The sequence below is a fragment of the Pseudomonas sp. SED1 genome, assembly GCF_034044025.1.
In the GTDB taxonomy this organism is placed as follows: domain Bacteria; phylum Pseudomonadota; class Gammaproteobacteria; order Pseudomonadales; family Pseudomonadaceae; genus Aquipseudomonas.
In genome coordinates, this window is the sequence record NZ_JAXCIS010000061.1 from 1 (window position 1) to 26094 (window position 26094).

The 26094-nt window shown below is 60.6% G+C and carries 29 protein-coding genes and 1 pseudogene; 10 read left to right on the forward strand and 20 right to left on the reverse strand.

Going from position 1 to position 26094, the window contains the following annotated elements:
* Positions 1-134 precede the first annotated feature (134 nt).
* The gene (locus SNL23_RS09335) at positions 135-1322 is read left to right on the forward strand and encodes a cyanate transporter (protein ID WP_076015902.1); all 1188 of its coding nucleotides are present in this window, start codon (positions 135-137) and stop codon (positions 1320-1322) included.
* Between the two features lie 137 nt (positions 1323-1459).
* Complete coding sequence (locus tag SNL23_RS09340; RefSeq protein ID WP_318302110.1) at positions 1460-2395, forward strand: LysR family transcriptional regulator; 936 nt, start codon at positions 1460-1462, stop codon at positions 2393-2395.
* Between the two features lie 110 nt (positions 2396-2505).
* Here the strand turns inward: SNL23_RS09340 and SNL23_RS09345 are convergent, their stop codons facing one another.
* From SNL23_RS09345 to SNL23_RS09355, 3 genes are all read right to left on the reverse strand, one after another.
* Positions 2506-2868 (reverse strand): 5-carboxymethyl-2-hydroxymuconate Delta-isomerase, encoded by a 363-nt coding sequence (locus tag SNL23_RS09345; RefSeq protein WP_076015904.1) that lies wholly within the window; start codon positions 2866-2868, stop codon positions 2506-2508.
* A 70-nt stretch (positions 2869-2938) separates the two neighbouring features.
* Complete coding sequence (locus tag SNL23_RS09350) at positions 2939-4126, reverse strand: low temperature requirement protein A (RefSeq protein ID WP_318302111.1); 1188 nt, start codon at positions 4124-4126, stop codon at positions 2939-2941.
* Positions 4127-4152: 26 nt separating this feature from the next.
* Entirely contained in the window at positions 4153-5088 is a 936-nt protein-coding gene (locus SNL23_RS09355; protein WP_318302112.1) for a LysR substrate-binding domain-containing protein, read from the reverse strand.
* Positions 5089-5149: 61 nt separating this feature from the next.
* Between SNL23_RS09355 and SNL23_RS09360 the strand changes: the two genes are divergently transcribed.
* Positions 5150-5395 (forward strand): hypothetical protein, encoded by a 246-nt coding sequence (locus tag SNL23_RS09360; RefSeq protein WP_258344178.1) that lies wholly within the window; start codon positions 5150-5152, stop codon positions 5393-5395.
* Here SNL23_RS09360 and SNL23_RS09365 read toward each other — a convergent pair.
* The 6 genes from SNL23_RS09365 to SNL23_RS09390 all read right to left on the reverse strand — a co-directional run bounded on the left by SNL23_RS09365 (position 5350) and on the right by SNL23_RS09390 (position 11604).
* Positions 5350-6675: an MFS transporter gene (locus SNL23_RS09365; RefSeq protein WP_076015908.1), complete on the reverse strand. Its 1326-nt coding sequence runs from the start codon at positions 6673-6675 to the stop codon at positions 5350-5352. The two genes, SNL23_RS09360 and SNL23_RS09365, sit on opposite strands and share 46 nt — an antisense overlap.
* Before the next feature lie 59 nt (positions 6676-6734).
* On the reverse strand, positions 6735-8057 hold the full coding sequence (locus SNL23_RS09370; protein ID WP_076015909.1) for an MFS transporter: 1323 nt from the start codon (positions 8055-8057) through the stop codon (positions 6735-6737).
* A 75-nt stretch (positions 8058-8132) separates the two neighbouring features.
* Entirely contained in the window at positions 8133-9011 is an 879-nt protein-coding gene (locus SNL23_RS09375) for an SMP-30/gluconolactonase/LRE family protein (protein WP_318302119.1), read from the reverse strand.
* 69 nt (positions 9012-9080) lie between these two features.
* Positions 9081-10013 carry a 3-keto-5-aminohexanoate cleavage protein gene (locus SNL23_RS09380; RefSeq protein ID WP_003211908.1) on the reverse strand — a complete coding sequence of 311 codons (933 nt, stop codon included), beginning with the start codon at positions 10011-10013 and terminating at the stop codon, positions 9081-9083.
* A gap of 83 nt (positions 10014-10096) precedes the next feature.
* Positions 10097-10885, reverse strand: coding sequence for an SDR family oxidoreductase (locus tag SNL23_RS09385; RefSeq protein WP_010176559.1), 789 nt, complete (start codon positions 10883-10885; stop codon positions 10097-10099).
* Complete coding sequence (locus SNL23_RS09390) at positions 10882-11604, reverse strand: GntR family transcriptional regulator (RefSeq protein WP_318302113.1); 723 nt, start codon at positions 11602-11604, stop codon at positions 10882-10884. The genes SNL23_RS09385 and SNL23_RS09390 overlap by 4 nt, the downstream gene beginning before the upstream one ends.
* Positions 11605-11739: 135 nt before the next feature.
* On the opposite strand from SNL23_RS09390, the gene SNL23_RS09395 reads away from it, so the two are divergent.
* Entirely contained in the window at positions 11740-12132 is a 393-nt protein-coding gene (locus tag SNL23_RS09395; protein ID WP_318302114.1) for a VOC family protein, read from the forward strand.
* Positions 12133-12252: 120 nt separating this feature from the next.
* Here SNL23_RS09395 and SNL23_RS09405 read toward each other — a convergent pair whose 3' ends face one another.
* Entirely contained in the window at positions 12253-12399 is a 147-nt protein-coding gene (locus SNL23_RS09405; RefSeq protein ID WP_008437901.1) for a hypothetical protein, read from the reverse strand.
* Positions 12400-12597: 198 nt separating this feature from the next.
* On the opposite strand from SNL23_RS09405, the gene SNL23_RS09410 reads away from it, so the two are divergent.
* Complete coding sequence (locus SNL23_RS09410) at positions 12598-13890, forward strand: MFS transporter (RefSeq protein ID WP_076015913.1); 1293 nt, start codon at positions 12598-12600, stop codon at positions 13888-13890.
* Positions 13891-13902: 12 nt separating this feature from the next.
* Positions 13903-14661: a substrate-binding domain-containing protein gene (locus SNL23_RS09415; protein WP_318302115.1), complete on the forward strand. Its 759-nt coding sequence runs from the start codon at positions 13903-13905 to the stop codon at positions 14659-14661.
* Here the strand turns inward: SNL23_RS09415 and SNL23_RS09420 are convergent.
* Positions 14653-15555, reverse strand: a complete 903-nt coding sequence (locus SNL23_RS09420) for a LysR family transcriptional regulator (RefSeq protein WP_076015915.1) — start codon at positions 15553-15555, stop codon at positions 14653-14655. The genes SNL23_RS09415 and SNL23_RS09420 overlap by 9 nt on opposite strands.
* 382 nt (positions 15556-15937) lie before the next feature.
* Here SNL23_RS09420 and SNL23_RS09425 point away from each other — a divergent pair, with 382 nt between their 5' ends.
* The 3 genes from SNL23_RS09425 to SNL23_RS09435 all read left to right on the forward strand — a co-directional run bounded on the left by SNL23_RS09425 (position 15938) and on the right by SNL23_RS09435 (position 17515).
* Positions 15938-16219 (forward strand): ribbon-helix-helix domain-containing protein, encoded by a 282-nt coding sequence (locus tag SNL23_RS09425; RefSeq protein ID WP_083676694.1) that lies wholly within the window; start codon positions 15938-15940, stop codon positions 16217-16219.
* On the forward strand, positions 16216-16536 hold the full coding sequence (locus SNL23_RS09430; RefSeq protein WP_076015916.1) for a type II toxin-antitoxin system RelE/ParE family toxin: 321 nt from the start codon (positions 16216-16218) through the stop codon (positions 16534-16536). The genes SNL23_RS09425 and SNL23_RS09430 overlap by 4 nt, the downstream gene beginning before the upstream one ends.
* Before the next feature lie 97 nt (positions 16537-16633).
* Positions 16634-17515, forward strand: a complete 882-nt coding sequence (locus SNL23_RS09435; protein ID WP_076015917.1) for a hypothetical protein — start codon at positions 16634-16636, stop codon at positions 17513-17515.
* Here the strand turns inward: SNL23_RS09435 and SNL23_RS31485 are convergent.
* The 5 genes and pseudogenes from SNL23_RS31485 to SNL23_RS09455 form a co-directional block, all read right to left on the reverse strand.
* Positions 17484-18347, reverse strand: coding sequence for a methyl-accepting chemotaxis protein (locus tag SNL23_RS31485; protein WP_372241458.1), 864 nt, complete (start codon positions 18345-18347; stop codon positions 17484-17486). The genes SNL23_RS09435 and SNL23_RS31485 overlap by 32 nt on opposite strands.
* Positions 18342-19133, reverse strand: a pseudogene (locus tag SNL23_RS31490) (MCP four helix bundle domain-containing protein); the annotation flags it as partial. The gene SNL23_RS31485 and the pseudogene SNL23_RS31490, both read right to left, overlap by 6 nt.
* A gap of 155 nt (positions 19134-19288) precedes the next feature.
* Positions 19289-20314 (reverse strand): histone deacetylase family protein, encoded by a 1026-nt coding sequence (locus SNL23_RS09445; RefSeq protein WP_318302116.1) that lies wholly within the window; start codon positions 20312-20314, stop codon positions 19289-19291.
* Between the two features lie 11 nt (positions 20315-20325).
* On the reverse strand, positions 20326-21555 hold the full coding sequence (locus SNL23_RS09450) for a Zn-dependent hydrolase (protein ID WP_318302117.1): 1230 nt from the start codon (positions 21553-21555) through the stop codon (positions 20326-20328).
* Positions 21556-21577: 22 nt separating this feature from the next.
* A complete protein-coding gene (locus tag SNL23_RS09455) occupies positions 21578-22888 on the reverse strand; it encodes an MFS transporter (RefSeq protein WP_076015921.1) in 1311 nt (436 codons plus the stop codon).
* A 159-nt stretch (positions 22889-23047) separates the two neighbouring features.
* Here SNL23_RS09455 and SNL23_RS09460 point away from each other — a divergent pair, with 159 nt between their 5' ends.
* The gene (locus tag SNL23_RS09460; RefSeq protein WP_167662748.1) at positions 23048-23989 is read left to right on the forward strand and encodes a LysR family transcriptional regulator; all 942 of its coding nucleotides are present in this window, start codon (positions 23048-23050) and stop codon (positions 23987-23989) included.
* 42 nt (positions 23990-24031) lie between these two features.
* Here SNL23_RS09460 and SNL23_RS09465 read toward each other — a convergent pair whose 3' ends face one another.
* The 4 genes from SNL23_RS09465 to SNL23_RS09480 all read right to left on the reverse strand — a co-directional run.
* Positions 24032-24799, reverse strand: a complete 768-nt coding sequence (locus SNL23_RS09465) for an anti-sigma factor family protein (protein WP_318302118.1) — start codon at positions 24797-24799, stop codon at positions 24032-24034.
* A complete protein-coding gene (locus SNL23_RS09470; protein ID WP_318302120.1) occupies positions 24796-25293 on the reverse strand; it encodes an RNA polymerase sigma factor in 498 nt (165 codons plus the stop codon). The genes SNL23_RS09465 and SNL23_RS09470 overlap by 4 nt, the downstream gene beginning before the upstream one ends.
* Before the next feature lie 59 nt (positions 25294-25352).
* Complete coding sequence (locus tag SNL23_RS09475; protein WP_076015924.1) at positions 25353-25904, reverse strand: tetratricopeptide repeat protein; 552 nt, start codon at positions 25902-25904, stop codon at positions 25353-25355.
* A 43-nt stretch (positions 25905-25947) separates the two neighbouring features.
* A partial coding sequence (locus SNL23_RS09480; protein ID WP_318302122.1) for a cytochrome b occupies positions 25948-26094 on the reverse strand: 147 nt, incomplete at its 5' end.

The window sequence follows — 26094 nt, forward strand, 5'->3', positions numbered from 1 at the left end:
CCCCCTCTACACAGGAGGCTTCCCGACCACAAAAAAGCCCACCCGCATTTTTTCAATAGCCCCAACGACTTTCTCATTTGCCCCCCTCCCCCACGCCCGGCCTAATACTGCCCTTGTCAGTTCAAGGCCTGCCCATGGAAAACGTCCGCGCAAAACCCGCCACCGCCCTTTGGCTGATGATCAGCGTCGTGCTGGTCGCTCTCAACCTGCGCCCTTCAATGGCAGCCGTCGGCCCGTTGTTGTCGTCGATCCGCGAAGAGGTGCCCCTGAGTTTCAGCACCGCCTCCCTGCTGACCATGCTGCCGGTCATGGCCATGGGCCTGGCGATGTTTTTTGGCATGGGCGTGGCCAAACGGTTCGGCGAGCATCGCAGCATTGTGCTGTCGCTGGTGGTGATCGGCCTGGCCACCGTCTCCCGGTTGTTCCTGGACTCGGCGGTTGAGCTGATCCTCAGCGCCATCGCCGCCGGCGTAGGCATCGCGATGATCCAGGCGCTGATGCCCGCCTTGATCAAGTCGCGCTTCAGCGACAACGTTTCACTGTTCATGGGCCTGTACGTCACCGCGATCATGGGCGGCGCAGCCCTGGCTGCTTCGTTCTCACCGTTCATCCAGGTGCAAACCGGCAGCTGGCGCATTGGCCTGGCGATCTGGGCGGCTCTCGCCGTGTTGGCGCTGGTGTTCTGGTACGCCCAACGCTCAGTGTTGCCGCCACTGCCCCAAGCCGGCGCGGGCCAACAGGAGTCGTTCTTCGGCAATCGCCGGGCCTGGCTGCTGGCGATCTTTTTCGGCCTCGGCACCGCCGCCTACACCTGCGTGCTGGCCTGGCTGGCGCCGTACTACGTGGAGTTGGGCTGGAGCGAGCAGAATGCCGGCCTGTTGCTGGGCTTTCTGACGGCCATGGAAGTGGTCTCCGGCCTGGTCACCCCGGCCATCGCCAACCGCCGCCAAGACAAGCGCGGCGTGGTCGCGGTGCTGCTGGTGCTGATCATCGCCGGCTTCTGCGGCCTGATCCTCAGCCCGCAACACCTGAGCCTGCTGTGGCCGTGCCTGCTGGGCCTGGGGATTGGCGGGTTGTTTCCGATGAGCCTGATCCTGTCCCTCGACCACCTCGACAACCCACGCCGCGCCGGCGGCCTGACTGCCTTTGTGCAGGGCATCGGCTACTTGATCGCCGGTCTTTCGCCGCTGATTGCCGGGATGATCCGCGACCAACTGGGCAGCTTCGAGTGGGCCTGGTGGTCACTGACGGCCGTCGTCGTGGTGATGTTGCTGATCCTGCTGCGCTTCGACCCGCGGTATTACGCGCGGCATATTCGCTGACGTCGTGTTGTAAACATTATTTGTCCCACCTTAAACATAGAAAGGTCCGACAGCGCTTTCTATTGGCACGAACGTTCCGTTAACATTTTGTATTGTCTTGTACCGAGTTCGGTACAAAGCGCTTGCGGACGGAACGGATGCTAAACAGCAACTTGCTAAGAAAGCTCGATATGCAGGACCTGATGGTGTTTGTCGCTGTTTACGATCAAAGCAGCGTCACCGAGGTCTCCGAAACGCTGTTCGTCAGCCAGTCCACCGTGAGCTACAGCTTGAAGAAGCTGCGCACCAGCTTTGAAGACGAGTTGTTTATCAACACCCGGGCGGGCATGCGTCCTACGTACAAAGCCGCCACCATGTACGGGCATGTGCAGAAAATCCTCGAAAGCATCAACCTGTGCCATGCCGGCAGCCAGGCCTTCGACCCCACCCAGAAGGCCGTGACCTTCAACGTCTGCGCCCCCGAATACTTCGAACAACTGATCCTGCCGCGCCTGCTGAAAAACTTCGATCACGCCGACTTGCCGGTGATCGTCAATGTGCAGAAGCTCGAAACCGAGATCCCGGCCGAAGCCTTGCGCGACGGGCGCCTGGACCTGGTGATCTGCTTCGGGCCGCACTTTCATCGCGAGCACAAGGACATCAAGACCCAGATGCTGCTGGAGGACGACCTGGTGTGCGTGTTCGACAAGCACTCGGCGCCACGGGAGCCGGCGTTCAGCCTGCAATCCTTTGTCGCCCGGCGCCATGTGTTCCCGACGCCCTGGAGTTCCGACACCAACATGATCGACGGCTGGCTCGCGCGCCAGGCTCACAAACGCCAGGTGATCGCCCGGGCCAACAGCTACAGCGCGGCGCTGAAGATGATCACCGGCACCGACTTTATCGTCACCCTGCCCCGTCGGGTGCAGAAGCTGCTGGCAGACAAGGCGGTGTTCGGCCATTGCGAAGCGCCGAACGGGTTGCCGGGGTTTACCCTGGATATGCAGTGGAATGAACACAGCGAGCAGGACAGCGCCAACACGTGGTTCAGGGAGCAGGTGGTGAAGGTGTGCGCGGATCAGGGGTTACTATAACTTTTTTGTAGGAGCGAGCTTGCTCGCGAAGAACGTTAACGATGACACGGGCATTCAGGATTCCCGCGTCGTCTGTTAGTTTTTCGCGAGCAAGCTCGCTCCTACAGTAGTTAGCCGATGGTGACTTTGCTGTAGGACTCGCGGTCCATGTCTACCAACAGGACGCTTAGCTGAACCTGCAAATCTGCAGGCCAATCGCCCAGGTCCTGCAGCGCTGCCAGCAGGCTTTCCGACAACTGTTTCTTGACCTGCGGTGAGCGCCCGCTGAGCAGCGACAGTTTCACCGCGATAAACGCCCGCGGGCTCAAGGACGTGCCGACCTGGAACGTCTCCACCTTCAGCGCCCGGCTTTTGATATCGAACTCGGAACCAAACTGCCCGGACGCCATCAGCACGTTGTTGAGCCGCAACAAGGTTTTCTCAACGGCCAGTTCTGTGAGGTTGGCGGTGTATTCCAGATGCAGATGCGGCATGAAAGGCTCCGAATTGTTGTAGGAAAAGAGTCATACATATAGCACGCGACCAAGCTGAACCAGACTGCTTTCACTGTGAAACTTCAGTCACGCTGCGCAGCGAACGATTTTCCCAGATCGCCACGATCACCAATACCGCCGAAGTCAGCGCGCCCAGCACCAACGCCGAAAACAGCTGCTGCAATCCCAGCGGCAACAACACCAACAACATCAACAGCCCGCCCAGGTGGGAAAAAGGCGGCAACGGCCGGTCGCTCATCACCCACTTGAACAGCGAGCTGCCCAGCAGAAACAACCACGGGCCGGCGATAATCGCCACCACGCCGGCCTGGCTGGCGTGCCCCGGGTGCACCAGCACCAGTTCGTCGGCCACTGCGCTGACGATAATCCCGGCGACGATCAATACATGCAGGTAGGTGTAAGCAATCCGCGCCTGACGGCCGGGGTCGGCAGAACTGGCGATACGGTGGTGGGCACGCTCGGCGCCGCTGTCAAAATAGATCCACCACAGGGCGATGCTGCCCACCACCGCCACCAGGAAAGCCGCCAGCCCTTCCACGCTCCAGGGCAATTCAGCGAAGGTCGCGCCGGTCACCAGCAACGACTCACCCAAGGCGATGATCACAAACAGACCGCAGCGTTCGGCCATGTGGTTGCCTTCCACATTCCAGTCCGACAGCGTGGAGCGACCAAGCCCGGGCACCCAGAAATACACCGACGGGGAAACCAACTCGATCAACAGCGCCAGGGCCCAGAAGGCCAAACGCTGTTCGCCTTCGAGCAGCGCGCCGGTGATCCAGAACACCCCGGAAAGCAGCATCCACGCCAGGATCCGCTGGAAGTTGCGAGTCATGTTCAGCGACTCGCCGCGCACCGCCCACAAGGCAAACAGCGTGCGTCCAACCTGCATGAACACATAGGCGCCGGCGAACAGCAGGCCACGGTCGGTAAACGCCTTGGGAATCGACGAGGACAACAGCAGGCCCGCCACCATCAAGCCGAACAGGCCGATGCGGATCGGGATTTTTTCCGGGTCGAGCCAGTTGGTGACCCAGGAGGTGAAGATCCACACCCACCACACCGCGACCATCATCAACGCCACTTGCACCGCGCCGCCGATGGACAGGTGCGCGAGCAGCGAATGGGACAACTGGGTCACGGCGAACACGAACACCAGGTCGAAGAACAACTCGACCATGCCAACCTTGCCGCTGTCATGACTGCCGCGCCCACGCAGCAAGGACCGGGATGGGGTCATGGGTGGATCTCCCTGAAAGGTCTATCTCAAGATTTGGGGGCGACTACCGGCAGCATGCCCCGCTCGCTCATGAACGCCTCCAGCCGCGAACGCATCCAGCGTTCCGCCGGGTCGGTGTCCACGTGGCTGAGCCAGACCATGGACAAGTCCAGTGTCGGGGTTTCGAACGGGAACGGCTCGCAGAACAGATTCCCCCCCGCGGCCATGGCCTGGGCAGTGTAGTCCGGCAGGCTGGCAATCATGTCGGTGCCGGCGAGCAGCGCCGGCAGCGCGCTGTATTGCGGCACCGAGAGCACCACGTGGCGTTTGCGACCGATTTCCGCCAGCCACTCATCGGCAAACCCGGACACGTTGGCGGTGTGGGACACCAACACATGGGGCCGTGCGCAGTATTCATCGAGGGTCAGGGGTTTGTCCGAGGCGTCCGCCCGCAGCAGACAAGGGCGGATATGCCGCAACAGCTTGCGCTTGGCATTCGCCGGCAGGCCGCGGGTCTGGGTGATGCCGACGGTGATATCGCCGGAAGCCAACAGGTCGGGGATGCGCCAGTAATCCACATGCTGCACCACGAACACCACCTGCGGTGCTTCCTGGCGCAACGCCCGCAGCAACGGTGGCAGCAGGCCGAACTCGACGTCATCGGACAGGCCGATGCGAAAGGTCATGGTGCTGATGGACGGGTCGAAGTCGTGGGTCAGGCTCAGGGCCGACGACAATGAGTCGAGGGCCGGCGACAGGTGCTTGATGATTTCCTCGGCCCGCGCGGTGGGCTCCATGCGATGGCCGACGCGAATGAACAGCGGGTCGTTGAACAGCGTGCGCAGGCGATTGAGGGCCGAACTGATGGTGGGTTGGCCGAGAAACAGCTTCTCCGCCACCCGGGTCACATTGCGCTCGAGCATCAAGGTTTCAAAGACCACCATCAAGTTGATGTCGGCCTTGCGTAATTCATTGCGATTCATCGGCGCTCGCCCCACTGCCCTGGATAAGCCGCAGTTTAGAAACACCCGGGGCCCTGCGTCTATGCGCACACTGTTCAACACGGGCCTTTGGGACTATAAAGCAGCTTCCAAGGCTTGTGAGAACACCATCGTGCTGGTCATTTCTGCCTTGAGCATCCTGCTTGCCGGGATTTTGCTCTGGGCCATCAAATTCGTCGCTCACCCTACCGCCAGGACACTGTTGCGGGTATTTGTCGGTTTATGCCTGGCGGCCGTCGTGGCTTATCTGGTGCTGGCTTCGGGGTTTCCGACCTCATTGCTGGTGTGATCGGGCTCCTGTCCCTGGCGCAAACGCAAGGCGGCCAACGCGGCTACCACCAGCACCACGGCAATCACTTTCAGGCCGTTCATGGCATTGCCAGTGCTCATTTCGATCGCGCCCATCACCGATGGCCCGACAAACCCGCCTAGCAACCCGCAGGCGTTGACGAAGCCCAGCCCGCCCGCCAGTGCCACGCCCTTGAGGCGTGAAGCCGGGTAGAGAAAGATGATCGACTGCACCACAAAGAACATCACCGCCGACACACAGAAGCCCAGCAGACTGAACACCGGCCCGGACACCGAGGCAATCCCCAACCCCAACGCCATGGTCAGCAAGCCGGTAATCAACAGCCGCCGGGCACGGGTGGGCGTGGTCGCAAAACGCGGCAGCAACACCGCGCCGGCTGCTGCGGCAATCCACGGCAGTGAGGTCAGCAAGCCGACGCTCATGGTGCTCAATTCACCGTACTTGCTGATGATGCTCGGCAGGAAAAAGATCACCGTGTAAATGGTGATCTGATGGCAAAAATACACAAAGATCGCCAGCAGGATTTGCGGGGTCAGCCAGTTTTTCAGGGAATGCCCGCCCTCGCCTGCGCCCTCTTCGGTCTCCATCGCGATGCGCTGTTCAATCCCGCGCGCCTCTTCGGCCGAGAGCCACGGCGCCTTGCTCGGACGGTCCGGCAACTTGCGCCACACCACCCAGGCAAATGCCACTGCCGGCAGGCCTTCGAGCAGGAACATCCACTGCCAGCCGTGCCAACCGAGGATTCCATCCATGCGCATCAACGCCGCGCCCACCGGGCCGCCGATGATGTTGGCAAAACACACGCCGAGCAGAAAATACCCGGTGGCCCGCGCCCGTTGCTCGCGGTTGAACCAGTAGGTGAGGTACAGCATCACCCCGGGAAACAGACCGGCTTCGGCAATGCCCAGCAGCAGCCGCAGGACATAGAACGAAGTCTCACCCTGGACGAACGCCATGGCCGCTGAAATCAACCCCCAGGTCACCATGATCCGGGCAATCCAGAACCGCGCGCCGACCTTGTGCATGATCAGGTTGCTGGGGATTTCCGACAGCGCATAGGTCAGGAAGAACAACCCCGCGCCCAGGCCGTAAGCCGCCGCTGAAATCCCCAGGTCAACATCCAGGTGATGCTTGGCCAGGGCGATGTTGGTGCGGTCCAGAAAGCTCAGCACGTAGGCGATGATCAGCAAGGGCATCAACTTGACGAACATCAGTTTGTTCAACTCCCGTGGTTCACGGGCAGTGTTGGCAGTCTTCATCGGGCAATTCCTCTTGGCGCCCCGCCAGCGCAACGGCTGGGGGACGCATCGGTGTTGTTCTAGGATTCGAGTTGCGCAACCAGCGCCGGCGGGCGATGGGAAAACAGTTGCAGCAGCGCCCCGCCCAGGGCACAACCGGCCATCACAAAGAAGCACACCGTGTAGCCGTGCAACGTAGTCCAGCCGCCGCCCATGGCGATCAGGCTGCCCATCAGCACCGGCGCCAGGCCGCCGCCGATAAACATCGCGGTGGTGATGATGCCGTTGGCGGTGGAGGTCGCCGACGGCTCGGCCGAGTCGCAGGCCACCGCGTAGTAGATTGGCCACACCGCGTTGGCCACCAGGCCGAACAGCAGTTGCACGACGATGATCAGGGTCAGGGTGTTGGCGAAGTAAAACGCACCGACACTGGCGGCCATCCACACGCCGCAGATGATCAGGGTGACGCGCCGGCCAATGATGTCCGACAGCGACGGCCACACCAGTTGCCCGAGAATCCCGGTCAAGGTGAACACCACGCTCATCCCCGCCGACTCGGCCAGGGACAATCCGGCGATGTTGTACAGGTAGGCTGGCAGCACGATGTTGACGCCCATGTACACCACTTGGGTCAGCATCGTATTACCCGCCGTCAGGGCGATATTGCGATTGCGCAACGTGGCGATAAACGTGCGCCAGGCATGGCCCTTCACTTGGCTGGCGGGTGCGTTGTCTGGCGGGGTCATGCCCTTGGCGGCAATGTCGACGTACAGCGCGGTGATGCGTTCGGCAGTGGAATACCGCGCCCAGAAAATCATCAACGGCAACGCCACCACAAACGCGAAGAAGAACACGTAGCGCCAGTTGTCTTCACCAAAGGTGCTGATGACAAAGCTGGCGACAATGCCACTGAGCATGGCGCCAATCGGGTAACCGGTGTGGTGCGCGCCAAGGGCAAAACCACGACGTTCCACCGGCCACCATTCGGCGGTGTTACTCACGCCCACCGGCTCGCCCCAGCCTGCGCCAAGGTTGACGCCAACCCGCAGTGCAATAAAGGTCGCGAGGTTGCCGCTGAGAGCCTTGAACCCGGAGAGAAACGAGATCGCCGTGTAGCCCAGCACCAGCGGCACCTGGAACCGCGCGCGCTTCCAGCCACCGCCGTAGCGGTCACTCCACATCGATCCGGGAATATCCAACAGGGCCAGGGCGAGCATGATCACCGTGGCCATGGTGCCCCACTGATCGGCCGACAAATCGAAATGCTTGGAGATGGTCGGCCCCAGGCGCAGCACGATCTCACGGTCGTAGGCGTTGAGGATCCAGATCATCCAGCACACCAGCAACGACACCCAGGAGTGCCGGTGAATACTGCGCAGCGAGGCTTTTTTCAAGGTTGCCATGGGTTTCTCCAGGCGCGCGAGGGCGCGCACTGACACAAGGTTGCGGAAGGAATGTGCCTTGTTGAAAAAAACGCGCTAGCTGGCGAACCGTCGCTCGGCTATTCCTTGCACGCCCAGCCCGGTGATCGCAAAAAGCGCCCCGCGCTGCTGACCGTCGGCCGGGAAACGCGGCAACGGCGGCTTGGCCATGGAGGTGACAAACAGGGTGTCCAGGTTCGGCCCGCCAAAGGTCAGGCTGGTGACCTTTTTCACCGGCATCTGGATGATCCGGTCGACCTGTCCATCCGGTGTGTAGCGCACCAGTTTTCCGGCGTAGACCAGCGCCTGCCACAGGCAGCCTTCGGCATCCACGGTGCAGCCGTCGGCGGCGCCACCGCTGCTGGTGTCGACCTTGGCAAAGGTGCGTCGATTGCTTACGGCCCCCTTGGCGAGGTCGTAGTCATAGGCCCAGATCTCGCCGGACCAGGTGTCGCAAAAGTAGAACGTGTCGCCCGACGGGCTCCAGCACGGGCCGTTGGACACGATGATGCCTTCGTCCAGGGTGTGCAGGCTCAGGTCCGCGTCGAGGCGGTAAAGTTTGGCGCTGGCGCTGTCTTCGAGGGTGTCCATGGAGCCGAAGACAAAGCGGCCCTGGCGGTCGACCTTGCCGTCGTTGAGGCGGTTGTTGGGCAGTGCGGGTTCCGGGTCGATGACCAGCGTCTGTTCGCCGCTGTTCAGGTCGAGCAGATGCACGCCGTTTTGCAGGGCGACGATGGCTTGCTCGCCGCTATGCCGCAGGGCCATGGAGCCGATTTTCTGGCCCACGTCCCAGGCGCGCAGTTCGCGGCCATCATCGGTGCAGCGCAGGATTCGGCCGTCGGCGCTGTCGATCCAGTACAACCGTTGTTGCTCGACGTCCCATACCGGGCCTTCGCCCAGGGTGGTCTTCACGTCCACAAGCACTTCGATACGCATGGTGTTATCCCCTTTTTTGTTGTTGTGCGGGATGGACATGGCCGCGCCGTGACGCGGCCGGTTTGTGCCTTAAAAATTGACCTGATCGCGCCCCTTGAGCCCGAGGATTTCTCGCGCTTCATCCGGCGTGGCGACCCGGTGGCCGAGGGCTTCGATCACCGTGCGAATGCGCCGTACCTGATCGGCGTTGGACGCGGCCAGTTTGCCCGGGCCATCCCACAGCGAATCTTCCAGGCCGACCCGGGCATTGCTGCCCATGGACAGGCCCATGGTGGCCAGCGGAATTTGCCCACGGCCGGCGCCGAGGATCGACCACACGTAGTCGTCGCCAAACAGCCGGTCGGCGGTGCGGCGCATGTGGGCCAGGTCTTCCGGGTGGCCGCCGATACCGCCACGCAAACCGAATACCGACTGGATAAACAGCGGTGGCTTGAGCAGGCCGCGCTCCAGGAAATGGGCGGCGGTGTACAGGTGCCCAATGTCGTAGCACTCGATTTCAAAACGCGTGCGGTTCTCGGCGCAGGAATTGAGGATGTGGGTAATGTCGCGGAAGGTGTTGCGAAAGATCCGGTCGTCACTTTCTTCCAGGTACGGACGCTCCCAGTCGTGCTTGAACTCGGTGAAGCGGTTGAGCATTTCATACAGGCCGAAGTTCATCGAGCCCATGTTCAGCGAGGCCAGTTCGGGCTTGAACTGCATCACCGGTTGCAGGCGTTCTTCAACACCCATGGTCGGTGCGCCGCCGGTGGTGATGTTGATCACCACGTCGCTGGCGGCTTTGATGTGCGGCAGGAATTCGGCGAACAGCGCGGGGTCCTGACTGGGACGGCCATCGATGGGATCACGGGCATGCAGGTGAACAATAGCGGCGCCCGCTTCGGCGGCACCGATGGCGGCGTCGGCAATTTCCTGCGCGGTGATCGGCAAATGCGGCGACATCGACGGCGTATGGATGGCACCGGTGACGGCGCAGGTGATGATCACAGGACGATTTTTGGACATGACGATTCTCCGACTTTTATTCTTATGAAAAAAAATCCCGGGTGTGGCTTGTGTGTTCTTCCTTGGCTAAACGCTGACGCGGCCTACAGGTACTCGACGTTACCGTCGACACTGATCGCTTGGCCGGTGACATTGCGGGCGGCGGGCGAGCAGAGAAACAAGGCCATGGCCGCGACGTCTTCGGCGGTGACCATGCGCTTGAGAGAGATCTTGTTGAGGTATTCCTGGCGCATCTCGGCTTCCGGTACGCCGACCTGCTCGGCACGGGCGCGAATCACGCCGTCCATGCGCGGGCCTTCGACGATGCCGGGCAGCAAGGCGTTGACGCGGATGTCGCTTTCGCCCAGCTCCGAGGCCAGGGATTTCATCAGGCCGACGATGGCCCATTTGGTCGCGGCATACGGCGTGCGCCAGGCGTAGCCAAGACGGCCCGCGACCGAGGCGATATGCAGCAGATGGCCGTGGGACGACTCCTTGAGCATCGGCACCGCGTGATGGGCAAAACGGTATTGCGCCGTCAGGTTGATATTGATCGTGGCTTGCCACTCGGCATCGCTGATGGCGTCGATGCCGCCGGTGGGACCGGCAATCCCGGCGTTGTTGACCAGCACATCCAGCCCGCCAAATTGCTCGCGCTGCACCTGGAACACCGCCTCGATCTGCGCGGCATCACTCACGTCGGCACGGGTGGCGACAGTGCCCGGGTACTTGTCGCGAAACGCCGCCAGGGCTGGTTCGCTGACATCACACACATGCACCTTGGCACCTGCCTCCAGATAGGCCGCCGCCAACACTTCACCGATGCCGGCAGCCCCGCCGGAAATCAACACACGTAACCCAGGATAGGGCTGCAGCCGCTGTAGGACACTCATGCACGTTTACCTCCTGAAACAGACGACCGCGTACGGTCGTTCTTGACGAGCAGGCGCGCCAGGGAATCGGCGGCCTGCATGATGTCATCGGTCACGGCCGCGCGGGCACCGGCGCCATCGCGGGCGGCCAGGGCTTCGACGATGCGCGTGTGCGCCTCCATCGAGCGCTGCAAGTGAGCTTTATCGGGAGCGACCAGGGCAAAACACGGGCCCATGTGCAGCCAGAAGTTTTCCACGGCGGCCATGGTCAATTCGGCCTGGGCGACGGCATAGATCCGGCGGTGAAAGGCAAAGTTGGTCCACAGGTAGCGGGAAACGTCGACTTCGTCGGCGGCTTGTTGCATCTGTTGGCAGAGGTCGGAGATTTCGTCGAGGTCGGCTTTTTCCAGGAGCAGTACGGCTTTTTCTGCCAGCAAACCTTCCAGGGCGACCCGCGCATCGCGAATCTCGCGCAGGCGTTCGACCGTCATCATGCGGACCCGTAGACGGGAGGTTTCGGTGACTTCAAAGGCGTTTTCGGCGCTAAGGCGCTGGAGGGCTTCGCGCACCGGCATGGGGCTGGAGCCGAGGGCTTCGGCGAGACCGCGGATGGTGAGTTTCTGGCCGGGCTGAAAACGACCACTCATCAAGGCTTCACGGATCTGGCGATAGACCTGGTCTTGCAAGGTATCGCGGGACACCTGGCGCAAGGTGGGAAGGAGAAGCGGGCCATCTGTCATGAGTCAAAACCTGTGTTGTCGTTCTTATGGCTCCAATATGTGATCACAAATCAAATATGTCAAATAGTTTCCCGTTGACGGTATGAACGACCCTGACTCTAATGCCCTCCTCTCTCAAGCAAGGACCGCTGAACCATGAAATTCGCCTACACCATCGTCTACGTCCCGGACGTCGCTGCCTCCCTGCAGTTCTTCGAAAAAGCCTTCGGTTTGAGTCGTCGTTTCCTGCATGAGTCGGGAACGTATGGCGAGTTGGAGACGGGTAGCACCACGCTCTCCTTCGCGGCGCATGAGTTGGGCGAGATGAACTTCAAGGGCGGGCATGTGGAGGCGCATGCCTCACAGCAGCCGCTGGGGATGGAGCTGGGGTTTGTTACCGAGGATGTGTCAAAGGCCCATGCCAGAGCGCTGGCGGCGGGTGCGACAGAGTTTGCTGCGCCGAGCACCAAGCCTTGGGGGCAGGTGGTGTCGTATGTGCGTTGCCCGGATGGCACGCTGGTGGAGTTGTGTACGCCGATTCAGAACTGAAGAAACACTGTAGGAGCGAGCTTGCTCGCGAAGGCCGTTAACGATAACGCGGGAAACCAGGTGCCCCGCGTCGCCCTCAGGTTTTTCGCGAGCAAGCTCGCTCCTACAGGAAACAAGGACTTAAGGCTTGAGCGGGCGCTCCTGGTCACGCTCGGACAGCTCGGTGCCATCGTCCGGATGCTTCCAGGTCTGCGGTTTTTCTTCCTCGCGAAGCTTCCTGGCGCGCTCCTGCTCCAACTCATCACGTTGCTTGTGTTCGTTGCTCATACCCACCTCCCGTCCGTAAGAATTGGACACACTGGGCAAGCATAGATGAGGGAGCGGTTTTGTGTGACTCCGGTCATTGATAACCAAGACGCATCAATGCATGTAAATTACTCACTTATCATTTCTAAATGTGTCAGCCACTATCCGCGGTCTTAAGCGAAACAAGCACTTTAAAAAGAACGCTGGAGACACAAAAAAATGCAAAATCCTTCACGGCCTGACTCTGCCCGCTCCAAAGTCGGCGCGGTCTTTCGCGTCACCTCCGGCAACTTTCTCGAACAGTTCGACTTCTTTCTGTTCGGTTTCTATGCCACCTATATCGCTGCCGCCTTCTTCCCCGCTGCTAATGAATTTGCGTCATTAATGATGACCTTCGCCGTGTTCGGCGCAGGCTTTTTGATGCGTCCGCTGGGCGCAATTATCCTCGGTGCTTACATCGACGATGTGGGCCGCCGTAAAGGCTTGATCGTGACCCTCGCGATTATGGCCAGTGGCACGCTGCTAATCGTGCTGGTACCGGGCTATCACACCATCGGCTTGTGGGCACCGCTGCTGGTGCTGATGGGCCGCCTGTTGCAAGGCTTCTCGGCCGGCGCAGAACTGGGCGGTGTATCGGTGTACCTGGCCGAAATGGCCACACCGGGCCGCAAGGGTTTCTACACCAGCTGGCAATCGGGTAGCCAGCAGATCTCCATCGTGGTCGCGGCCGCCCTGGGTTATGGCCTGAACCAATGGATGGAACCGGCGGTGGTTGCCGATTGGGGCTGGCGTATTCCGTTCGCCATCGGCTGCGTGATCATCCCGTTCATCTTCGTCCTGCGTCGCAACCTGCAGGAAACCGAAGAGTTCGCCAACCGCAAGCACCGCCCCACCATGCGCGAAGTGCTGGCCACCCTGGTGAAGAACTGGACCCTCGTCATCGGCGGCATGATGATGGTGGCGATGACCACCACCGCGTTCTACCTGATCACCGTATACGCGCCGACCTTCGGCAAAACCGTGCTTAACCTGACCACCTCCGACGCCCTGCTGGTGACCTTGCTGGTGGCCGTGTCGAACTTCATCTGGCTGCCCATCGGCGGCACCCTGAGTGACCGTTTTGGCCGCAAGCCGGTGCTGATCGCCATGACCACTCTGACTGTGCTGACCGCCTACCCGGCACTTTCCTACGTGGTCAATGCGCCAAGCTTCGCGCACATGCTGGAAACCCTGCTGTGGTTCTCCTTCCTCTACGGCATGTACAACGGCGCGATGATCCCGGCGCTGACCGAAATCATGCCGGTGGAAGTGCGCGTGGCGGGCTTCTCCCTGGCCTACAGCCTGGCGACCGCGATCTTCGGTGGTTTTACCCCGGCGATCTCAACCTGGTTTATCCACGAGACGGGCGACAAGGCGTCGCCGGCCTACTGGTTGATGTTTGCCGCGCTGTGCGCACTGTGCGCGACGTTTGCGCTGTATCGCCGCGCCAGCGCCCGTCTGCAAGTTGCCTGAGGGGTCACGTCGATGAAAACCCTATTCAAAACACTGGTGGCACTGGCGATCGGTTCCCTGGCAATGGTGGTCCACGCTGAAGAGCTGAAAGTCATGACCTCAGGCGGCTTCACCGCTGCCTACAAGGTGCTGGGTGCGCAATACGCGACCCAGAGCGGCGATACCCTCGACACCATCCTCGGCCCGTCGATGGGCAAGGCGCCGGAAGCGATTCCCAACCGCCTGGCCCGTGGCGAACACGCCGACGTGGTGATCATGGTCGGCTACGCGTTGGATGAGCTGATCAAGCAAGGCAAGGTCGACAAGGCCTCTCGCGTTGAACTGGCGGATTCGCGTATCGGCCTAGTGGTCAAGGAAGGCGCAACCAAGCCTTCGATTGCCACCGACGCCGAACTGAAGACGGTACTGAGCAACGCCAAATCCGTCGCGTATTCGGACAGCGCCAGCGGCGTCTACGTCGAAAAGGAACTGTTCAAGAAACTCGGCATGCCGTCCAAGGGCACCATGATCGAACGCATCCCGGTAGCCTCCCAAGTCGCCAAGGGTGACTACGAAGTGGGCTTGCAACAGGTGTCCGAACTGCTGCCGATTCCGGGCGTGACCTACGTCGGAAAAATCCCTGAAGACGTGCAGTCCGTCACCCGTTTTGCCGCAGGCATTCCAGTGAATGCCGAACACCCGGCGCAGGCGAAAAAGCTCCTGCAATTCCTCGCCTCACCCCAGGCGCAACCGGTGGTACAAGCCACCGGCCTGGACTCGGTATCACACTGACCGGAAGGGCATCTGCCGGGTCAACCGCTCCAACTCCAGTGCCGCCGGCGTCAACGTACGCCCGCGGCGCTTGATCAGCCCCACGTTGCGCACCACCTCCGGCTCCACCAGCGGCACACTCGTCAGAATCGGATGCTTGCCGCCCGGCATCGCAATCGACGGCACCATCGCCACCCCCAACCCCGCCTCCACCAGCCCGATCATCGTGGTCACGTGATGGGTTTCGCAGATGCTTTGCTTCTTCACCCGCACCCCGCGCAGGGCCTGGTCCAGCAAAAAGCGATTGCCTGAGGTCTTGTCCACGGTGATGTAGTCATGCTCGTACGCCTCGGCCCACGTCACACTGGCACGGTCCGCCAGCGGATGATCCCGGCGACAGGCCAGCACATAACGCTCCTGCAACAACAACTCGAACTCCACCCCGTCCGCCAGGCTACCGCTGAAACTCACGCCGAAATCCGCCTCGCCACTTTCCACCGCCGCACACACCTCGCCCGCACTCGCGTCCAATACCCGCAGACGAATTTTCGGATAGAGCTTGTGGAATTCGGAGATCACGTGGGGCATGAAGTAGTACGCCGTAGAAGGCACACAGGCGATGGTGACATTGCCCATACGGGTTGAAGCCACGTTACTGATGCCCATCAGGGCGATGTCCAGGTCATCGAGCATGCGCTCGACTTGCGGCAGGAACGCGCGGCCGACCATGGTCAGGCTGACCCGGCGCGTGGTGCGTTCAAAGAGTTTGACGTCGAGGGCGGACTCGAGCTTTTCGATGCGCCGGCTGAGGGCCGGCTGGGAGATACGGATGGCTTCGGCTGCAGCACGGAAACTGCCCTTGTCTACGACGGCACGGAAGGCTTGGAGGTCGTTGAGGTCGAAGTTGATGATCACGAGGGCAGCCGTTGGTTGAGCAGATGTGGCGAGCATTATCGTATGGGGGCTGGCGGGATGCTATTGGCGCGGCCCACATACTCGGGATCAGCCAATAACCCTACGGAAAATATGCGGTCATACATATCAGCAGGGAATTTGCGTGGGTGAGAAACGAGACTCCTGAAAAGCGTCAATACTGACAGCCTCAAATCCAGCTCTCACTTTTAGGCCCACTATGGAAAAGTCTTTGACGATGGATTACCCCATCAGTATCTGCACGAAACAGACAGCACGCTGGTCAGTTCAGGAGACTCTAGCGACTCACACTGGTCAGTTACCGCTTGCAACACGCCCAGCGTTGAGTAGGATTAAATCCTACCCAGCAAAAGCGGACGCTACCATGCGCTCAACCCAGCAAATGAGCATCACCTTGCCGATTGAGATGGCTGCACTCGTCAAAGCCAAAGTGAGCACTGGCGAATATGCCAGTGAAAGTGAAGTCATACGCGACGGGCTGCGAATCTTGCTGGCACGTGACCGCGCAATGGAAAACTGGCTTCGGGATCAAGTGATTCCAGCAGCCGTCGCCCTCAAGGCCGATCCAGACAGCGCGCTGTCTGCCGCCCAGGTCCGCGAACACATGGCAGCCAAACGCCAACAGAAAGGCAACCGTAAGTCGTGACCTACACGGTAGCTTTTTCACCCAAGGCAGTAACGCAACTCGAAGAACTTGAAGACTACATCACCCAGGCCGGCTCACCCGTCGTCGCTGCGCGCTATGTAGATGCCATCATCACTTACTGCGAAAACCTGTCTCTGTTTCCTCTGCGCGGCATCAGCCGTGAAGACTTGTTACCCACTCTACGTACCACTCACTATCGGCACACCACCATCATCGCTTTTACAGTAGATGCCGACACTGAAACGGTATCGATTGTAGGGGTGTTCTACGGAGGGCAAGATTACGCAGCCCTCTTGCAGGACGAGGACAACGGTTAACTTCGGCTCCAATCGTTCTATTCACGAATAGCTACCGGTAACTCAATCAATGGATAAAACAATAAAAAGGACTTTCTGCCCCGCACCACTCTACCGCATGTTTCGACCGGGATTGTGGCTCGTGGGGTCACTCTGTTTTGCAGCTCTGGGCTTCTTCGCCTGGCAAAGCTTCTACCCGGTCAGTGCAGCCGAAGACTGGAGTGTTCATGTCGTCCACCGAGACGTAGCAAAGGCCGCATCACTGATGCCGATGCCCGACGGTTCACTGATGGTGAGCCAGGAATTGAGCGATGGGCTTGGCAGTATCGTGCGCATCTTGCCGGACGGAAAACGCGAACTGGTGGTAGGAAATCTCTCCAAGCCCGATGGCATGGTCGCCACTCAGGGCGGCTGGGTGTTCAGCCAGGAAGTGGATGGCGCGCCGGTCAGTTTCCTCAAGGACGGCGTCGTCACCGAGCTGTTCAAGGGAGAAAGCGTGCAAGGGCTATGGGACGACGGCGAGTATCTCTATGCCATCGAAGACCGCAAGGTAGGTGCCCGGATATTGCGCTATCACTGGAGCGATAAAACACTGAGCGTCGTGCGTGACCAACTCAGCGAAGGCGAGTCGATTGTTCGCTGCACGGATGGGCGCATGCTCTACACAGAAAAGAAAAAGGGCGTGGTGCGAGAGCTGACCATCGACGGTAGCGACCCGGTGGTACTGAGCCAGTTGAACAAACCCACCTTCCTGATGTGCGATGAACGCGGGTTATGGATCAACGAGGATTCAACCCACCGTGCGCGTTTGTTGTTGATCGACAAGCACGGGCGCCAGCAGACGATCCTGTCTTTCCTGAAGGCGCCACAGTCGATTGTGCGTACGACGAAGGGAACGTACCTGGTGGCCGAAGGTGGCCGTAACCGTATCCTGGAACTGGTGCCGTCCCTGGCACTGGAGAACCGCGCTACAGCTGAAACCGCGCCACAGCCTCATTAAGCGACACAGCCAACCGCGCCAGCTCGTGGCTCGATCCGTTGATCTGCCCCGCACCCGAGGACGACTGCGCGGACAGGTCACGAATATTGACGATGTTGCGGTCCACTTCCTTCGCCACCTGGGCCTGCTCCTCGGCGGCGCTGGCGATGACCAGGTTACGCTGATGAATCTGGTCGATCGAGTCGGTGATCTGGCTCAGTGCGCCACCGGCTCCTTCGGCCAGGATTAGCGTTTCGCTGGCCCGCTGGGTGCTCGATTGCATCGATGTCAGCGCCTGGCTGGAACCACTGCGCATCGCAGTGACCATCTGGTCTATCTCCAGGGTCGATTGCTGGGTGCGATGGGCCAGTGCACGCACTTCATCCGCCACCACGGCAAAACCACGCCCGGACTCACCAGCACGCGCCGCTTCGATGGCGGCGTTCAGCGCCAACAAATTGGTCTGCTCGGCGATGGAGCGAATCACGTCCAGCACCTTGCCGATGTCCCGCGACTGATCGGCGAGGTTTTGCACCAGGCTCGAGGTTTCGCCGATGTTGGTACTCAGCGCCTGAATCGCGCTGACCGTTTCACCGACGCGCTGCTGACCGTCGCGGGCCGTTTCATTGGAGAGGCGGGTCGATTCGGAGGTGGAAACGGCATTACGCGCCACCTCATCGGCGGCCGAAGTCATCTCATTGACGGCGGTGGCGGCTTGCTCGATTTCAGCGGTCTGCTTTTGCAGGCTGCGGCTGCTCTGGTCGGTGATGCCATTGAGATCGGTGGCCGATGCTGCCATCTGCCCGGCTGACTGGCGAATCAACTGCAAGGTGCTGCGCAGGCTGCCTTGCATGCTTTGCAGTGCCACGAGCAGGCGCGTGACTTCGTCGTCACCGGTCACTTCAACGGTCTGGGTCAAATCACCTTGGGCGACATTTTCTGCAGCGCGCACCGCGTGGCTCAAAGGGCCAACGATACTGCGCGTCAGCAACCAGGCCAGCGCCACGGTGCTCAACGCGGCCAGCAGAACAAAACCGAAGACCATTGTGCGCGAGCGGCTGTACTGCAGCTCTGCCATCTGGCCCTGCATATTTATCTGGGCGTTGTAGTAGTCGGCCAGGGCATTGAGCTGATTGCCGGAGCCGTCGACCACGGTTTTCATGTCCACCAGCAGCAACTTGTTCAGCTCGGCGAGCTGCTGCTTGTCGGCGAGGATGAACGACTGGGTGAGACCTTGCTGGTACTGACGCAAGGACACCTGGAACTGATCGTAGAGAGTGCGCACTTCGGGTGTGTCGATGACGGCATTCAGGTCGGCGAGTTTTTTCGTCAGGTCCTGGCTGCGGGTGTCCATCTGACTGCGGTATTGCGGGATGCTAGCAGCATTGGAATCAAGGGCCATGCGCAGGGAAATGGTGCGGATACGCAGCATGATTTCGCGAATGTCCGACACCAGGCGCATTTTCGGCACCAGGCCACGTTCCACCTGCACCGCGCTTTCGCGAATGCTCGCCATGTTCGAGAGGGCAAAGAACCCCAGCAGCGCCACGAGCAAAGCAATCAAGGCAAAACCGAGACCCGCACGGCGGGCAATGGACAGGCTGCGAAGCGACATGGCGATTGTTCTCATTATGGGCATACGACATCGTATGACATAGTTTCGGCCAGCCTGGGCAGGACTTGAGAGGTATTGACCAGAAGTTAACGGATATAAATTACCTACCTGAAAGCCCTACGGAACGGACACGCCTTGAATGTATTTCCAAGGCAGTCCGAGTTTCTTTATTCAGCAGGTTAGATCGACCACGCCTGAGCACTTTCAAAAAACGCCTGCGCATTACTGTCCAGCGTTTGCAGGTGATAGCCGCCTTCTTGCACGATCACACACGGCAGCCCCAACCCACGAATACACTCACCCAACCGCGCAAACCCTTCCCGCGTCACCGCCACTTTGCTCTGTGGGTCCAGCTCGTAGATATCGAACCCCAGCGACAACACCAGCACGTCCGCCGAGAAGTCCTTCACCGCCTTTAACGCCAGCTCCAGCTTTTCAAAGAACACCGCCTCACTGGCACCATGCGCCATCGGCAGGTTGAGGTTGAAGCCTTCGCCCGAAGCATGGCCACGCTCTTGCTCAAAACCTGCAACGCCGGGATAGAAGTTGGTTGGATCGCCATGAATCGACACGTACAGCACGTCATCGCGGTCGTAGAAAATCTCCTGGATGCCTTGCCCGTGGTGCATGTCGGTATCGAGTACGGCGACGCGCTCGAAGCCATCGCGCAAGGCCTGCGCCGCCACCGCCGCATTGTTGATGTAGCAAAACCCACCGGCAGCATCGAAGCGGGCGTGGTGGCCTGGCGGGCGGCACAGTGCATAAGCGGCGGGCGCGCCGTCGAGGATGTCTTTGGCTGCGGCGACCGCGCTTTGGGCTGACCAATACGCCGAACGCCAGGTAAGTTCACCAATCGGGCAACTGCCATCGGCGAGATAGCGCGCCGCCTGGGCCAGGATGCCGCGCAGGGCGTTGGGCTCGCGCACGAAGATGTTGGACATGACTTCGTCGCCCCAGTCTTCGGGGATTTCTTTCCAGCGTTGGTGGGCTTCCTGGAGGAAGGTCAGGTAGGCGGGGCCATGTACAGCCAACAGTGGATCAAGGCCGTGGTCGTGCGGTTGCTGGATCTCGAAGCCCAGGGTCTGGGCGGCCAGCAGCAGGTTGCGGGCGCGCTCCGGGACCTCCTGCGGCGTGCGCATCTGGCCACGAGAGTAGTAGCTGCGAGGATGGTGCAAAAGTTGTTCGGGATGAAAAAAAGTACGCATGGGATTTCTCCTTACTGAACCTGGCCAGCACGTTTCAACACGGCATTGAGCAATACATCGGTGCCCTGGCGAACATCCTCGGGCAACACGTCTTCCGCTTCGTTATGACTCAAGCCGCCGACGCACGGAATAAAGACCATCGCCGTCGGGCAGAACCGCGCCAGGTGGATAGCATCGTGGCCCGCGCCGCTGACGATGGATTGCTGCGCATACCCCAACGTATCTACCGCCGACTGCACACACGCCACACACTCGGCATCAAACGGCGTGGCGGGACTGATCCAGTGCGGGCTGACGGTGACGCTCAGGCCACGTTGCGCGGCGATATCCTGCAAACGGACGCGCACTTGTTGCTCCATGGCTTCGATGTCGGCGTCGCGGTGATGGCGCAGGTCGACGGTGAAATTCAGCAGGCCGGGGATGGTATTGCGCGACGACTTGGCGATGTTCAATTCGCCCACCGTCGTCAGGCCTTCAGGCGCAAAATCAGCCGCCAGGTTTTCCAGCGATTGAATCATCTGCGCGGCGCCATACAAGGCGTCCTTGCGCAGCGGCATCGGCGTAGTCCCGGCATGGGCGGCCATGCCTTCTACGCGCACGTCCAGCCAGCGAATCGCCTGGCCACCGGTGACCACGCCGATGCTCTTGGCGTTGTCTTCCAGAATAGGGCCTTGTTCGATGTGCGCTTCAAAATACGCATCCACCGCGCCACCCAATGGGCGCTCGCCGTTGTAGCCAGTGCCGCGCAACGCATCCGCCACGCTGACACCGGCGACATCCTGAGTGGCCAGCGCCTTGTCCAGCGCCAAGGTGCCGGTGAACACCGCCGAGCCGAGCATGGCCGGAGTAAAACGGGCACCCTCCTCGTTGGTCCACACGGCGATTTCCAGCGGCTTGCGGGTTTTGATCCCGTGGTCGTCGAGGCTGCGGATCACCTCCAATCCAGCCAACACACCATAGACGCCATCAAAGCGCCCGCCTTCCGGCTGGGTGTCGAGGTGGCTGCCCATCATCACAGGCGCGGCCTCGTTGTCGGTGCCCGCCCGGCGAGCGAACAGGTTGCCGATGGCATCGACGCTCAGGATCAGCCCGGCGTCTTCACACCAGCGGCTGAACAGCGCGCGGCCAGCCTGGTCTTCGGCGCTCAACGCCAGGCGGCAACTGCCACCGCGGGCCGTCGCGCCGATCTCGGCCATGGCCATCAGGCTGGCCCACAGGCGCTCGCCATTAATCTTCAACATACACACTCTCCAATCAAACGCTTCAAGCCATTTCAAGGCGGTGGGCGGTAGCGTGGCGACGGGACAACGCCAGTACGCACACCAGCGAAACCGCCGCGATCGCGCTGTAGAACACTGCCATCGGCCACCACTGGCCCTGGTATTCATGGGCCAGCCAGGTGCCGATCAACGGCGTGAGGCCGCCAGCCAGCGCGCCGCACACTTGATAGGCCAGGGAGATGGCGGTGTAGCGCACGCGGGTTTCGAACAGGCCGCTGACGAAGCCGGCGATCACCGCATAAAACGAAGCCATGCACACCACGGCCAGCGCGATGCCGAGGATGATCAACGGCGCCTGGCCGCTGCTGACGAGCACGAACATCGGATACGGCGAGGCCATCGCGAGCACGGTCATCGCACACAAAAAGCGTGTGGCACCGACCTTCTCCGCCACCCAGGCCGCAAGCGGCTGGACGCAGAACTGGATGATGGCCACGACAAATAGGCATTCCAGAATCAACGAGCGCGGCAGGTTAAGTTGCTGGGTGGTGTAGGCAATCATGAAGGTGTTGGTGAAATACACCCCGGCAATCCCCAAGGTATTGGCACCAATGCACAGCAACAGCGGGCGCCATGAAGTCCTCAGCACTTCGATCACCGGTGCCTGATCCTGGGTGATGGCCCGGGCTTTTTCCGCCTTGGCCTTGTCTTCGAGGAACTCGGGCGATTCATTGACGCCCAAGCGGATCGCCAGGCCGACGATCAACAACAAGGCACTGGCCAGGAACGGTACGCGCCAGCCCCAACTGAGCAGGTCGGCTTCCGGCAAACGGGTTACCGCGCTGAAGGCCAGCAACGACAGGATCAAACCCGCCGGGCTGCCCAACTGCGCAAAGGAAGCAAAAAAGTTGCGACGGCCTTTGGGCGCATGTTCGCCGGCCATCAGCACCGCCCCGCCCCACTCGCCGCCAACGGCGATGCCTTGCACGACACGCAGCAGTACCAACAGCACCGGCGCCGCTACGCCGATCTGCGCGTAGGTCGGCAACAGCCCGATACACACAGTGACCACGCCCATCATCACGAGGGTGATCACCAGGGATTTCTTGCGGCCGATACGGTCGCCGATATGCCCGAACACAATGCCGCCCAACGGCCGGGCGAAAAAGCCCACGGCAAAGGTGCCGAACGCGGCCATGGTGCTGAACAGTTTGTCGTCGGAAGGGAAAAACAGCTGACCGAACACCAGCGCCGCGGCGGTGGCGTAAATGTAAAAGTCATACCACTCGATCATGGTGCCGATGAAGGCGGCGGCCGCGGCACGGCGAGGCTGCGGCGAAGCGGAAGGCTTCATGGGGTTGGCTCCTTTGGTTATTTTTTTGGCAGGAGAAAGGTCTGGCGCACGCGCTCTGATGGCGCTGGTTGAGGGTGATTTTTCGTCTCGACGCTATGATTAGTCAATTTTCTATTTATTATTCCGATTATAAATCCTGCTTATTATCGAGTTGTCGCCATGTCTGAAAACCGCCGCGATGTTCACCCACTGCTCAACGACCGCCTGGACTGGAACCTGCTGCGCACCTTCCGGGTAATCGGCCAGGAACTGAGCATCAGCCGCGCCGCCGCGCGCCTGCACCTGACCCAACCGGCCATCAGCCAGGCGCTCAAGCGCCTGGAAGAGCAACTCGACTGCCAGCTTATTGCCCGACGCGGCCCACGTTTTGTGCTGACCGAAGCCGGCGAGCAGATATTCTCGATCGCCGGCGAGATGTACGGCCAGGTCTCGCAGATGAGCAACGCCCTGCAAAAGCCCGGTGACGAGGTGATCGGCAAGGTGCGGTTGCTGATGATCAGCCGGATCAATTCAGACACCTTTGATGACTTTCTCGCCGACTTCCATCGTCAGCATCCCAGGGTCGAACTGGACGTTGAGGTGATGCGCAGCTCGGACATCGTCAGCGCCCTGCTGGAGAAAACCGCGACGTTGGGCCTGAGCCTCAATCGCCGGCCGCAACCACGACTGGAGCAGCATCTGTTTCTGCGTCAGCGCTATGCCTTTTTTTGCGGCCGACATCACCCGTTATTCGGGCGTACCGGTTTGGCGGAGGGCGATTTGCAGTCGGAGAACTTCGTGAGTTTCACCAGTGACCAGATCGGCGGGATGCTCTCGCCATTGACCATCTTTCGTGACCAGCAGGGCTTCAGCGGGCGCATCGTGGCGTCCTCCTCCAGCCTGGAGGAAGTGCGGCGGTTGGTGATTGCCGGGTTTGGCCTGGGCTGCCTGCCGATTCATGTAGTGGCCGAAGATGTGAAGAATGGATTGCTCTGGCGCTTGCCGCCGGACGAAGGGATTACCGACGTGGATATCCACCTGCTGTGGAACCGCGAGCAGAAGATGAGCCGGGCGGAGACGGTGTTTATTGAAAGCCTGTCGGCGCGATTGGCTGCCGAATGAGTGCCATTGGTGAACAGTCGAAGGGTTATTCCATGCCAATGACTACACGACCAGGGCCTTCTCGGCACTGCGCGCCATGATCTGCAAATCTTCAAATGGATTTCTGCCAATCAACATGAAGGCATGGGTTGGATTGGACCAAAAAACCACATTCATTCCACGACGCTGTTCGATGGCCATGGGCATCAGGCCTTTTTTCGCAGACGTAATACAGAGCGCCAGCGGGCCGTGACGTGCGTCGAGGTACGTTAATTGGCCAATTAATACGCCATCGTAATCGAGGATTTGTGCGCGCCTGAACTCGGCGCCCGGCAGGCTTATCGCCTCTGGGCTCAGCGGCAGACCGAGCTGGCGCCCTACCGAACTCAGTTGGGCGATAAGCGAGTCGGGATCAGCGCTGAGGTTTTCCAAGGTCTGGGGCGTATACAGCGCCATGTATTCGGCGACCGAGGCACGCCAGCCCGAACCCGGTTCAGGCCGGGGCAAGGTCATGAACAACCGATCGGCGACCACACCGGCCACCGCAAAGCTTGCCGCTACCGCGATAAACCTGCGTCGACTCAGGGTCGATGTTTGCGCCGGCGGCAGGCTATCGAGCATCGCCTGCAAACGTTCAGTGGGGGCTTGATCGAGTACCGAATCGAAAGCTGATTTGAACGACAGGTGCCCGCGCTTGAGCTGCTCTACGCGGGCAGTCATGGCTGGATCGATCCCCAGCAGGTTATCGATAACCTGACGCTGCTTAGGGTCTAACTCACCGTCCAGATAAGCCACCAGCAGTTCATCCGACGGTGGGGTGTTTTGAGTCATCGTCGTTCTCCGCTCGATTTATCCAACACGCCGCTTGAGTGCGCCGTTTCAGCCAGTTTCAAGCGCGCAGCGGCCAGCCGGCTCATCACCGTTCCCACCGGGATATGCAGGACTTCGGCAATTTCCTTGTATGAAAGCCCTTCGACGTAGGCCAGAAACACCGTCTCTCGCTGGGCTTCAGGCAACGCATTGACGCGCTTGATCACCTGCGCGGCCAGCACTTGATCCTGAGCCAGTGTTTCACCGTCGAACGACAACTCTTGCTCAGCGTCGACAAACCCCTGGCCTTGCCGTACCCGCTGCGAGCGCAATTCGTTAAGCCAGATCGAATGCATGATCGTCAGCAACCAGCGGTCCAGTCGCGTGCCGGCCATGAACTGGCCTGCACGCTCGAGTGCCCGCACACAAGTGGCTTGCACCAGGTCATCCGCCACATGCTTTTGTCGCGACAGCACCAACCCGTATCGCCATAAACTTGGCAACAACTGGCTCAACTCACGACGCAACTCAGCGTCTTTGCTGATGGCAATCTCCCGACTGTTCGCTCACGGGTTTAAGCCTGAGGCGCGGCGGCGATAGCTTCGGCCAGGTCTTCGTATTCTTCGCAGGTGGTACTGCACAAGGCCTTGATTTTCACCAGTTGCTCCTGGGCCAGGTCCACGCGGCCCTTGATGACGTAGGCCTCACCCAAGTACTCACGGACTTGTGCGTAGTTGGGGTCCAGGGCCACGGATTTCAGGTAGTAGCTGATGCCTTCGTCGGTGCGGCCCAGCTTGCGGGTGGCGTAGCCGCGGTAGTTCAGGGCCTTGGCAGTGTTCGGGTTTTGCAGGGTGTCGAGCAGTGACAGGGCTTCTTCGTAACGCCCGTCCTTGGCCAGACGATAGGCGTAATCAGTGCGGTCGGCGTCCGACGTGGCTTTGCTGGTTTGCAGCACGCACTTGCCGGTCTTGGTATCCCAGACCTGGCCTTTGGGGCAGTTGGGCTTGGGTGGCGCCGATTCGTCACCGGAAGCATGAGCCTGACCGGCCAGCAGTGCGGCGGCCATACAGGCACCGAAGAACAAAGCGGTACGGTAACCAACAGCGTGTTCGTGGCGATTGTTCATGGCGCTCATGCTCCGTAACGATAGGGAAAGTACAGCAGCAAACTCAGTGTTGAAGATCGCCCCGAGGGCCGGGCAGCATGCGGCGCAGCGTACCGTCGCGCTGGATGTAGTGATGCCACAGCGCGGCGCACGCATGCAGCCCCGCAAGCACGATGATCGCCCACGCGACATTGTTGTGCAGCCCGCCCAG